The sequence below is a fragment of the Paenibacillus catalpae genome (genome assembly GCF_900112695.1).
In the GTDB taxonomy this organism is placed as follows: domain Bacteria; phylum Bacillota; class Bacilli; order Paenibacillales; family Paenibacillaceae; genus Pristimantibacillus; species Pristimantibacillus catalpae.
Window position 1 is genome coordinate 73,216 of sequence record NZ_FOMT01000002.1, and the last position, 10,867, is coordinate 84,082.

The window sequence follows — 10,867 nt, forward strand, 5'->3', positions numbered from 1 at the left end:
AAAAAGCAGCCGATTGGCTGCTTTTTTTCTGTTTAAGAGGTTGGATTAACGAGGAAGCTCCACGACATCGGTTCACCAATGTCCATGTTGTCGCCCAATTGAACAAGCTGAACGGTCATCTGGTAGCTGCCTTCCACGGCTAATGTGCTGGTTAACGAAATATCGATTCCACCGCCTGCCAAATCCCATTTACCTGCCGTGCCTGCACCGGTGCTTGATAATTGCAGCAGAGCAGAGCCCTCATTGTTAGTTTCCATGACGATGGCATCAACATCCGCTTCGGAATCATGCGGTCTAATAAACAGACGCATGACCTGACCTGTAACCGGCTCGTTATCCGGGCCTGTCCATGTGATTCGATAGCCTACTTGGGCATCCTCTGCGAGACCATAGGCATTTGATTGGAATTTCCATAATTCCTCAACATTTTGATAGAATTCCACGTGCCCATAATCGAAGACGAAGGTCGCATTCGGAGTGACAGTCAGCGTACGCGTGAAGCTGCCCAGTACAACCGGATCTGCCCCGGCAACGTTAAGCAATTCTGTTTTCTCCGTATACTGTCCGGCATCCTTCAAGGTCGATCTGTAGTTGATCAGGGCATCCTCTGACGCTTGCAGCTCGCCTAGCTTATAGTTCTCATCAGATGATTTGCGCAAAATAAAGCTGCCCTCGGAGTTGGATTCGACCATCGATTCATTAAACTTCACAGGAATTCCGGTGACCGGCTGGCCATCCTTCTCGAGCGTAACCTTAACCTGCACTTCGGTATTCAAATCGATATGCTCTGTTCCAAAATACAGCGATTGGAAATAGTTGTTATGGCCTGCCCGGATCTCGGTAGCCGCGTCATCACTATAATGAATCTCTACCTTTGGCGTCGCCGGAGGCTCCGGCGTTGACGTTGGAGGCGGTGTGAAGACCGGTGTTGTAGGAGGGGCCCACACAGGCGGTGACGCACTCGTTACAATATAACCATTTTGCTGCATCTTTTTCTCAAGCTCTGCTTGCTGCTGAGCTTTCCGGAACTCTTCCTGCAGCTTATCGTTGAGCTGCCTTAGCAGGTCTTCTTCTGCTTTCTTTTTTAATTCCTCTAATGCCCTTTTGTTTGCTTCTTCCTGCTTCTTGCGCTGCTCCTCCAATTGATTCAGCTTCGAGCCAAGCTGGGCTTGCAGCTGTTCAAGCCTTTTCTGCTCTTCTTCAAGCTTTGCTTTCTTTTCCTCTTGGAGCTCTTTAAGCTTTGACTGCCGTTCTGCTTCCAAACGGGGATCTAAGCCAGCTGACGGATCCAGTGGTTTTACGGAGTCGAGGTCCAGCTTCTTACCGTCGCTGCCCGGCTTCTTGTTTGCTTCCTCAATAAGTTTGATTAGTTCTTCTTTGGATATTTTGTTCTTAGCTAAAGCATCCTTGGCTATATTGCCAATTAGCTGTTCGAAATTGTTTTGTAACTTATCCAGCATTTCCTGTGTTAACCAGTCTGGAATAGTCGGATCTTTCGGGGAACCCGCCTGCTTCTTGAGCCCCTCCAGATAAGCTTCGTTTTCCTTATCAATTTCGGCTTTGTTCCGCAAGATTTCCGCTAGGACATCCGGGGATGCCATCCGCACTAAATCCTCCACATTAATAAAGTTGACACTCAGATCAAGAGGCTCATCCTCGTCCTTGTCTAGTGTAATCTGCTGTGAAGGGTAGATATAAGTTGGCGGGCCAGATTGTTCGGTATTGCCGTTGCCGTTAGATACGGCTACCTTACCGCTGACTACAACTAATTTCGTCTGACCTGTTAATGGATCAACAGAGGTCATAAATTGTGTGCCGCGTACGGAATTGGTCATCTGGCCGGTCTGAACCTCGAATCGATCCGCCGAATGCGTTAAGTCAGCAACATGCGGGTAAATATGTCCGGCAACGACGTTTAGACGTGTAATGAGAATGCCTTCCGTACCGCGTAATTCGGTCGCAACCAATACAGTGCCCGATCCTACGGCTATTTCGTCGCCTTTATCCAGCGTGCGCAGCTGGGCAGTGGCTTTTGGTCCTGTTTCCAGCACGGCGCCTTCTCCAAGCTTCATGCCAACATAGGCATCTACGGTTAAGGCTCCGCCAAAGCTCACCTTGGATTCACCGCGAAGAGCCGTAATCTCCATTAATCTTGCTGAGCTCGGATCAGTCCGCTTAGCGTCTGCTGCAGCCGTGCCAGATACGGCAGCATGCTTTAGGTCCCGAATAATAACGAGCTTATCGCTGCCTGCCCATTGCACGTCCTTGCCCAGGATTTCTGCGAGCAGCCGAAGCGGCGCAATGACATGGCCTTTAAGGACGTAAGGAGCAACATCTGCCGTCAGAGTACGTTTTGCGCTTCCGGTTGTTTCGATAACAACATTCCGGTTACCGGGGGTCAGATAGATGGTCCGGCTGTCTTTTTTAAGCTGAATTCTTCCGTTATCGGCTTGAGCCAGGGTGAAGCCGAGGAGCTCGCCAACCGCACGGACCGGCAGCATTACCCGTCCTTGCTTGACCAGGGGAGCAACGTCGGAGGCAAGCAGCTTTTCGCCGTATGCTACAGCGATATTTCCTTTCTTCCATGCAGCAGGAGGCGTATAGCCTGTCCATTGCCGAATGGCGGCATTGTTGGTATCTGCAATCAGCAGTTTGCCGCTTTGCGTGACGGTCACATCTGATGGCGTATTCAATCGGGCTTCGCTTTCAATACCGTCGGAGAAGCTTCCTTCACCGTTTAATGCTCCAGCAAGGGTAGTTACTTTGCCATCCTTCAACTTACGAATGGCGTGATTGAGCGCATCCGCAATAATCAGTCCCTGTTCCTTCGACCATGCAAGACCGCGCGGCGAGTGAAAGCGTGCCGCTGCGGCCGCACCGTCTGCAAAGCCATAATCAGCATATAGAGCTCCTTGCGCATAAGCGGGCTCCGCGCCTGCTGCCGTTGTTACGCTTCCTTTGACGAAATTAATATAACGAATCGCCTGATTACCCGAGTCGCTTACATACAAATTTCCTTGCTCATCAAGTTCCAGTCCCGATGGTTCATTAAACTGCGCTTCTGCCAGCGAACCGTTCTTATAGCTGCCTGCAGGTACGGCTACGCCCGAACGCGGTTCAACAGCCCGTGTGGAAGCGGCGCCAATTGTTGTTACTTCGCCTTGAGGAGAGATACGGCGGATGACATGGTTTAACGTGTCAGCCACGTACAGGGTACCATCTGCTGCAATAGCCACATCCTGCGGGTGACTGAAGGAAGCAGCTTCGCCTTTGCCATTCTTGAAGCCCTGAACGCCGGAACCCGCCACGGTCGTGACATTTCCAGACTTGTCTATTTTTCGAATGGCGTTATTGCCTGCATCGGCCACAAAGACATCGCCTGCTGCGTTAACCGCAAGTCCCGCAGGCTGATTAAAGAATGCCAGCTTTGCTTGTCCGTCCAGCAGAGCTCCGGCAGGAAGACCATTCTCGTCCCGTTTATTAGACAAGGATGCGCCGGCAAAGATCTGGCTCTGGCCGTCCGCGATCCGTCTAATGGCATGATTAGCGGTATCCGCTATCAGGATGGAACCATCCTTCAGCTGAACAATCCCGCTTGGCTGGCGATAAGCATCTTCCAGCTCCGCCAATGCGTTCCGGTCTGGACCACCCGCAAGCGTCACTGTGCTGCCCAGCGGTAATCCGTTAACGGCTGTCCGGTCAGCCGCCGAAGCTATTCCGGCAAAGCTGGCCCCTCCTGCAAAATTTCCTATTAATAGAATAATTAATGCTATGAATCCAAGCTGCTTTCCTTTATACACGATAATCCCCCCGGTTCATACTATAAAATAGCAAACTTATTCTACCATAAATTAGTATTGTTAACGCGATTTATTACTAAGGGGATGAATAATACTTCAAACCGCAATACTACAGTCTGGGGCGGCCGTTTTCCATATTTTCCATCGTATGATAAGGTAGCTGTAGGGATATTCATCTTAAGGAGGTTGAAGATGAGGAACAGGGGCATATGGATCGGAGGAGTTGTAAGTTTGCTGCTGCTGGCCGGATGCGGTAACTCGGCGGATAATGAACCGAAGCCAACACCAACACCCGTGGTTACTGATTCGGCTGAAACAACGGCGCCAGGTACAGAAACACCGGAAGCGCAGCCTAGCGAAACGCCTGATGGAACGGCTATTGTAGATCTCAAGCTTAACCGTCTGGACAATGTGTTTGGGTTCGCGGGTGAGACCGGGGAGCAGCTGATTACTATTCCAATCGACAGCGGGACCGAACTCAACAATCCCGAGCAGTTTGACACGGCTGTAGGAAATGGCGGGGAGCTGATAGAGATCGAGTTTGTCCGCCATCAGGAGGCCAATGATCAGGATACGAACAGACAAACGATTAATAATTTCAATAATATGGACGGATATATTTATAAGGTGAAGGAGGGGACTCTCCTATCAAACAAGTCCTATATGTTAGCGAGGAAAGGCGTCGTTAGCAAAGGTTCATTAATGGAATTAACGAGTACGGAAGACGGGCAATATTCGCAGGCGGATGCCGATACGATTGCCCGCATTGAAGCTTTAAAAAAACGGAAAGTTACGGCGAGCAGCATTCTATCCGAATCGGCGAAAGAGAAAATAGCTTTATTTGTATTCGAACGTGAGGGGGATGAGATGCTGGCAAGCCTCGCTTACGTGAGCGGCGAAAAAGTGCTGTTCAAGGATTTCCCTGCAACCTATAACGAGTCGGGTACTTGGAGAGTAGACGGCGGAGATGATCCCGGACGTTTCGAGGTGCTGTTCCTTGCCCATTCGGACGAAGGACTGCTGCTCGGGATAGCTTGGGCTGGTGCGGAAGGCGAGAACCTATTTGTTTTACAAGAAGAAGAGGGTGCTCTTCAGGACACGAATTTGTTAAGCAATAGATATTGGGCTCCTTAATGGCCAATGGCTGCCTCCCAAGCGATGGGGGCAGCCATTGTGTCGTTATGACCAGCCGAAATCCAGTGTCTTTCCAGTCTCGGTATACGTCTTAATGTTGCTGAGCATCATCCACCAGTGCCCTTGCGTATTGGCCAAGGAGGGGTGATTCTCCGTCCATTCATCATTAATAAGCGTCAGCTTCGTGCAGTTGCCTACCGTCTCCAAGGTGAAGGTTACTCTTGATTCGAGCTCGGCATGGTTGTCCCTGTAAGAGGGTCCTGGATGCTCTACATAGCGGAGTACTTTGCCCGGAACGGCCTCAAGAATGGTGCCGTAAACATGCACCGTATTCTCGCCGTCGTTTCCGGGGCCGACATATTCGAAGGCTGCCCCGGGCTCTAAGGTCGAGTTCAATACGGTACCGAAAAAGGTGCTCCGGGTACCTTCCGGGCTGACGAGCGTCTGCCAGACTTGCTCGGGTGTTGCAAGGATATAGTATTCATATTTTAGTTCCATCTTTTTTGTGTCCTCCTCAGAACCTGTGATTTTATCCGGCGAATTTCTTCTAGGATGTATGGTAAACTCATTATAAAACGAGCTTTTTTCTAAGTATTGTAAAAACGCGACAAGAACGGGAGTGAAGGGATGAGCCATGCAGCAGCCCGGCCCAGTATGGGCGTTCTTGGACTTAACGGGGCGAGAGATCAGTTCCGGCTGGAGCGTTATCCGGCCTCGGAATTGTTGTCACCTTTTATCAAACATTATTGGATCGTCCAGTGGAATTTGGATCATGATGAACCTTATTGGCAGCATGTTGTGCCCAATCCCTGTGCCAATCTGGTGGTGGAGCAGGGCAAGACCTTTTTCTATGGGCCGGGCAAAGAGAAGTTCTCCTATCTGCTCAAGGGAAGCGGGATCGTCTTTGGCGTCAAGTTTCGGCCGGGAGGGCTGTATCCTTTTGTGAATAGGGAGCTGTCCGAATTGACTGTAAAACCGGTGGAGGTTGCTGCTATTTTAGGGATTGATGGTTCGGCGCTTGAAGCGCTTGTCCTTGCGCAGCCGGATGATCAGCGGATGATTCAAGTGGTGGATCAGCTATTGGCTGCCAAGCTCCCGCCTTATGATGACCATATTACGTTAGTGAATCAGATCATCGATTATGTGGCGGGCAACCGTGAAGTCTGCAAGGTAGAACAGGTTGCACGGGAGTATGATATGAACATCCGTCGCCTCCAGCGTTTGTTCGCCAAATATGTAGGCGTTAACCCCAAGTCGGTCATCCGATTGTATAGGCTGCAGAACGCCGCTGAGGCGATGGATCTTGGACAAGCCCAGGATTTAGCCTGGTTATCGGCAGAACTTGGGTATCACGATCAGGCGCATTTCAGCAAGGACTTCAAGGCGGTAATAGGGCGGTCACCGGAGCAGTATTTGACGGGCGTGTAAAGCCTTCTAATTAATGGAATTGTATTGTAGTTTAACGAAGAACGGGTTGTCGGTATGTCATATCGGCAGCCTTTTTCATTACGAATTTATGAGATGCGGGTGTGACTTGCAATGAGAAAACATGTTGCTGGATTGTTGGTATCAATTTGGTTCATTTTTTACGGGTTTTGGAAGCTGCATCATTTTTTTGCCCCTAAAATTGGACCCGTTGGCAACGGCCCTAGTGCTACACTGATTACAGTTATCTGGGTGTTGTTTGGCGTTACTGAATTTCTCGGTATAGCATGTGCAGCCTATTTTTGCTATCGTATTTTTACCCATAAAAAGTGATACTGGAATTCATGGCGGCAGCCTTCGGATGCGACGGCTGTCTTTTTTGTGTAAAATAGTAGATGGGTAAACAATCATAATTTTCTTTAAAACGAGTAAAATATATTGTAAAACGATAAATATTGTGTTACATTCGAATCGACAATAATGAAGTGAGGTGCATGTTTGTGGAACGGGGAACAACACTTTTTTTGAAGGTGACTGTGATCCTTATGGGGCTGCCGGTTCTTGCATTGTGTATTTTCGGATTGCCCGCGATAACGAAGGAAGCTACGGCTGCTTGGCCGGATTATTGGGTGTATCCGATTATCATTGCGATGTATCTATCGGCAATACCGTTTTATATTGCCTTGTATCAGGCATTCAAGCTGCTTGGCTATATTGACAAGAACCAGGCTTTCTCCGAATTATCAGTGAAGGCTCTAAAGAATATTAAGTACTGCGGTATTGCAATCTGTATTTTGTATGCGGCAGCCGAGCCATTCTTCTTTTTTATTGCGGATGAGGACGACGCCCCAGGTCTTATCGTAATCGGTTTAGTCGTTATCTTTGCTTCCTTGGTGATTGCCGTCTTTGCGGCCGTTCTTCAGAAGCTCCTGAAAAATGCCATCGATATAAAATCAGAAAACGATTTAACGATCTGAGGTGGAATAACATGGCGATTATAATTAATGTTGACGTAATGCTGGCCAAGAGGAAAATGAGTGTTACCGAGCTTTCGGAACGGGTTGGAATAACGATGGCCAATCTGTCCATTTTGAAAAATGGAAAGGCCAAGGCTATCCGCTTATCAACGTTAGAAGCGATTTGCAAAGCTTTGGATTGTCAGCCGGGGGATATTTTGGAGTACAGAATGGACGAAGAGAGTTCAGAGTAGTGGATGTAGAAGCAGCCAAGATTGGCTGCTTTTTTTTGTTGGAGAGGAGTTTGTAGGCTGTCAGAAACATCTCTCCGCAGCCTTTTTGAATCGCTTCGGCAGTTGCACACCCTAATTAAGCGAATTTAGCCGTGCTACGGATGGGATCTCGTTTATCTGGTCTGCGCCTGCTGCATGGCGCTCCATACTTCCCGATAATGCGGGCTGTGAATCAAGCCGATAATGTTGCCGAATGGATCAACCACCGATGCCGTGAACCAATTCACGCCGCGTTCCGTCAGCGGTTCGTACTCGGTGGCGCCGAGCTCTTTCAACCTCTCCAGCATGCAGGCCACGTCGTCCACGTGCCAATACAGCGTCGCGCCACCCGCCCCCGCCATATTAGCGGCCGGAGGCGCGTACTTTTTATCGATGATGCCGAGCTCGTTCTGATAATCGCCGATCCGGTACTCGATATATGCGGGAGTGTTCGGATTCGGGGCTTGAAAATAGGGCTCCGCTCCGAGAAGATTCGTATACCAAGCTCTCGCCTCATTCACGTCCTCCGCCCAGAAGCTAACGTTGGCCATTCCTCGTAAAGTCGTTGCGTTCGTCATTATTCATTTCTCCTTTATTATGGTAAATTGGATGGTATATAACCGATTGTAGGTGATGTCATGGGTACCGTATTACAAAAATCCGCATCCGGGTATAAGTCTCTCGGGCAAATGGATCCCGCCGGGTTCGAGCATCACATCGCGTTCGATACGTATCAGCCGCCAGATGGCTTAACGTCGTTCGTCCTCCATTTCTGGACGATTCGCTGGCACAACACGACGGGCCAGCCCTATATTTCCGAACAGGTCATGCACCGCCCCTACGTTGACGTATTCGTCTCCCATCAGGAATCGGGCATCCAGTGCACGTACCGGAACCGGCGGGACTACGAAGCGGCTGACAGCGGTCGCATTATCGGCGCGAGGTTTCATCCCGGCGCGTTCCACGCGTTCCGGAACGGGTCGCTGGCGGGTCTGCACAACGGGACGATTGCTTTGCAGGACATTTTCGCAGATGCCGATCAAGCTTTCGTTGAACGCACGCTCTCCTTGGACGATGCCGCCGCCGTCGGCGCGCTGGCTGATCTTTTGCAAGCCCGAAACCCGCAAGACGACCCTCAAATCGCGATCGTGAGCCGCATTATCGAGGCTATCGAAAAGGATGGCATGCAGACAGTGAAGGAAGTGGCGCAATGGTCCGGCATGAGCGAGAGGTGGCTCCAGCTGTTATTCCAGCAATACGTCGGTATCGGGATCAAGTGGCAGCTCCAAAGGAACAAACTGCTGCAAGCGGCTTCGTCCATTCGCGCATACGATGCCCCTGATTGGGCGGATATCGCTTACGAGCTTGGTTACAGCAGTCAGCAGCACTTCATCTCGGACTTCAAGCGCGTTCTGGGCAAGACGCCTGCGCAATACAAAAGAGAACTCCGCAACCCTGCATCGTCCGTACGCGATGAAGTTTAACGGACTACTTCCAGCTTGGCGATCACTTTCCTAAGCCGAGACGATCGGATGCCGGACGTCGCTGCTTTCAAAATAGGCAGAAACATGGCGTATTGGGCGCTCTTGTCTAGCCGGTGGAATGCCTGCTTCGCATGCGTATGCTCCTCTAACGCGGCCGCGAGATCCGGCGGAATCGCCGCCGTTTTTTGGGATTCGTATGCGGCATCCCATCGCCCGTCCGCCTGCGCGCGGTGAATCTCAGCGTAACCCGGCTCCTTCATTTGTCCGGTCTCGATCAACTGCTCCGCTTTCTTCACGTTGTCCAAAGACCAAGGGCTCTTCGAGCGCCGAGGAGAATACCGCTGCAGATAATATCGTTCGTCGAATGACCGCCGGTGACTGTCGATCCAGCCGTAACAAAGTGCGATATCGCCTGCCTCCTGAATGGTGAACGACGGGATTCCAGAGCTTTTTTTGGCGATCCGAAGCCATGCCTCGCCTTGCCGGTCGCTATGCTCCGCCAGCCATGAATCCCACTCCCTGGAGTTGGTAAAATCGATAAAATCCACCGCATCGGATATAGTCATTTGTCACATGCCCCTTTCGAATTTGTTTTGTTATTCATCTATCTGACTTAAAGATACCAACATGCATGCGCGGCGTATTACAAAAAACCGCAGAGTACGGCGCAACATCAACAAGCCGCCGAAAACGAGTGCGCGGTGAACAAATATGAAAATAAAAAAAAGCCCTGCCATCATCAAACGATGATAACAGGGCTTTTCGTATCGTTAAGCGTTAGTTTCAGTTGTTGCGCTATCTGTTCCCGCTGCGGTGTTCGGTTTCATCCCACCGCCACGATGGCCGCCAACACCTTTGAGCGGGAATTCACCGTTTACGATGCTTTGAGCTTGTTCAGCGGATGTCTCTTTTTTCGCAGCTGCTTCGTCTGCCGTTAATTTGCCATCGGTGACAGCTTGATCGATTTGAGCGTTGATGGCTGCTTCAATTTCACTGACTACAGTATCTTCACTAATTCCTTTCGCCTCAGCTATGGCAGCAATTGTTTTGCCGGCCTGCAGCTCGTCCTTTAATTCGTCTTCGGTTAAATTCAGCGCAGTCGCAACCTCGTCCAGACTGTACCCAAACCCGTTCTCTCTGCCGCCTCTACGTCCTTGAGCGAGTTGTTCGGAGGTAATCATAGTATCCAGGTTTGCAGAGAATTGATCCTTTTCAGCAGTTTGGTGCTCTTCGAAGGCCGTTGTCAGCGCTGCTTTGAGGTCATCATTTGAAACGCCTTGCTCTGCAGCAATTTCCGCAAGGGTGCTGCCTGCAGCAAGCTTCTCATTGAGCGTTTCACGATCAAGGTTAAGCAGCGTAAGTACGGAGTCGGAAATGAATTTAGTGCCAAATCCGCCGCGGCCGTGTTTGCCGTCAAATGATTTGGTGCTGCTGTCCGTTTGGACCTGCGCGGTTGTTGAAGTACCAGTTGTCGAAGCGGAGTCAGTTGCAGCAAATGCGCTTAATGGAACCATTACCGCCAGCGTAGCCGTAATCCCGATTGTTTTTAAGTATTTGTTCATTTCCTATTCCTCCTAGTATGTTTGTTTATTTGTGTTTGTCCTGCCGACAAGACCTATTATGGAACGGGTACCTTAAATGGAACTGAAATGATTAGACGTAAGACTGCTTCCTGCATGATAGGAAGCAGTCTTATTTGCATGAAAGGAGTGAGAATATCCGGATATCGCAATAGGTCATCCGAATATTCACTATTTCCGGTATCTCGAGAGGGCTATACTTTAGGCGTAAATCGA

General features: G+C 50.0%; 10 protein-coding genes. 5 read left to right on the forward strand and 5 right to left on the reverse strand.

Going from position 1 to position 10,867, the window contains the following annotated elements; translation table 11 throughout:
- Positions 1–32: 32 nt before the first annotated feature.
- Positions 33–3,800: an NHL domain-containing protein gene (locus BM200_RS08060; RefSeq protein WP_091183743.1), complete on the reverse strand. Its 3,768-nt coding sequence runs from the start codon at positions 3,798–3,800 to the stop codon at positions 33–35.
- 192 nt (positions 3,801–3,992) lie between these two features.
- Here BM200_RS08060 and BM200_RS08065 point away from each other — a divergent pair, with 192 nt between their 5' ends.
- The gene (locus tag BM200_RS08065; RefSeq protein ID WP_091183744.1) at positions 3,993–4,934 is read left to right on the forward strand and encodes a hypothetical protein; all 942 of its coding nucleotides are present in this window, start codon (positions 3,993–3,995) and stop codon (positions 4,932–4,934) included.
- 45 nt (positions 4,935–4,979) lie between these two features.
- Here BM200_RS08065 and BM200_RS08070 read toward each other — a convergent pair whose 3' ends face one another.
- Complete coding sequence (locus BM200_RS08070) at positions 4,980–5,432, reverse strand: SRPBCC family protein (protein WP_091183746.1); 453 nt, start codon at positions 5,430–5,432, stop codon at positions 4,980–4,982.
- 129 nt (positions 5,433–5,561) lie between these two features.
- Between BM200_RS08070 and BM200_RS08075 the strand changes: the two genes are divergently transcribed.
- The 3 genes from BM200_RS08075 to BM200_RS08085 all read left to right on the forward strand — a co-directional run bounded on the left by BM200_RS08075 (position 5,562) and on the right by BM200_RS08085 (position 7,569).
- The gene (locus tag BM200_RS08075) at positions 5,562–6,362 is read left to right on the forward strand and encodes an AraC family transcriptional regulator (protein ID WP_091183748.1); all 801 of its coding nucleotides are present in this window, start codon (positions 5,562–5,564) and stop codon (positions 6,360–6,362) included.
- Positions 6,363–6,859: 497 nt separating this feature from the next.
- Positions 6,860–7,336 (forward strand): DUF2975 domain-containing protein, encoded by a 477-nt coding sequence (locus tag BM200_RS08080; RefSeq protein ID WP_091186175.1) that lies wholly within the window; start codon positions 6,860–6,862, stop codon positions 7,334–7,336.
- 11 nt (positions 7,337–7,347) lie between these two features.
- Positions 7,348–7,569, forward strand: coding sequence for a helix-turn-helix domain-containing protein (locus BM200_RS08085; RefSeq protein WP_091183750.1), 222 nt, complete (start codon positions 7,348–7,350; stop codon positions 7,567–7,569).
- Positions 7,570–7,721: 152 nt separating this feature from the next.
- Here the strand turns inward: BM200_RS08085 and BM200_RS08090 are convergent, their stop codons facing one another.
- Entirely contained in the window at positions 7,722–8,165 is a 444-nt protein-coding gene (locus BM200_RS08090) for a VOC family protein (RefSeq protein WP_091183752.1), read from the reverse strand.
- 111 nt (positions 8,166–8,276) lie between these two features.
- Between BM200_RS08090 and BM200_RS08095 the strand changes: the two genes are divergently transcribed.
- A complete protein-coding gene (locus tag BM200_RS08095; RefSeq protein WP_342716350.1) occupies positions 8,277–9,071 on the forward strand; it encodes a helix-turn-helix domain-containing protein in 795 nt (264 codons plus the stop codon).
- Here the strand turns inward: BM200_RS08095 and BM200_RS08100 are convergent.
- Positions 9,068–9,637 (reverse strand): YdeI/OmpD-associated family protein, encoded by a 570-nt coding sequence (locus BM200_RS08100; protein ID WP_091183755.1) that lies wholly within the window; start codon positions 9,635–9,637, stop codon positions 9,068–9,070. The genes BM200_RS08095 and BM200_RS08100 overlap by 4 nt on opposite strands.
- A 204-nt stretch (positions 9,638–9,841) precedes the next feature.
- Positions 9,842–10,633 carry a hypothetical protein gene (locus BM200_RS08105; RefSeq protein ID WP_091183757.1) on the reverse strand — a complete coding sequence of 264 codons (792 nt, stop codon included), beginning with the start codon at positions 10,631–10,633 and terminating at the stop codon, positions 9,842–9,844.
- Between the last annotated feature and the right edge of the window lie 234 nt (positions 10,634–10,867).

Excerpts from the sequence above, each read along its gene's own strand:
- BM200_RS08070 (WP_091183746.1), bottom strand. The coding sequence starts at position 5,432 with ATGGAACTAAAATATGAATACTATATCCTTGCAACACCCGAGCAAGTC.
- BM200_RS08095 (WP_342716350.1), top strand. The coding sequence starts at position 8,277 with ATGGATCCCGCCGGGTTCGAGCATCACATCGCGTTCGATACGTATCAG.
- BM200_RS08065 (WP_091183744.1), top strand. The coding sequence starts at position 3,993 with ATGAGGAACAGGGGCATATGGATCGGAGGAGTTGTAAGTTTGCTGCTG.
- BM200_RS08100 (WP_091183755.1), bottom strand. The coding sequence starts at position 9,637 with ATGACTATATCCGATGCGGTGGATTTTATCGATTTTACCAACTCCAGG.
- BM200_RS08090 (WP_091183752.1), bottom strand. The coding sequence starts at position 8,165 with ATGACGAACGCAACGACTTTACGAGGAATGGCCAACGTTAGCTTCTGG.
- BM200_RS08075 (WP_091183748.1), top strand. The coding sequence starts at position 5,562 with ATGAGCCATGCAGCAGCCCGGCCCAGTATGGGCGTTCTTGGACTTAAC.
- BM200_RS08085 (WP_091183750.1), top strand. The coding sequence starts at position 7,348 with ATGGCGATTATAATTAATGTTGACGTAATGCTGGCCAAGAGGAAAATG.
- BM200_RS08105 (WP_091183757.1), bottom strand. The coding sequence starts at position 10,633 with ATGAACAAATACTTAAAAACAATCGGGATTACGGCTACGCTGGCGGTA.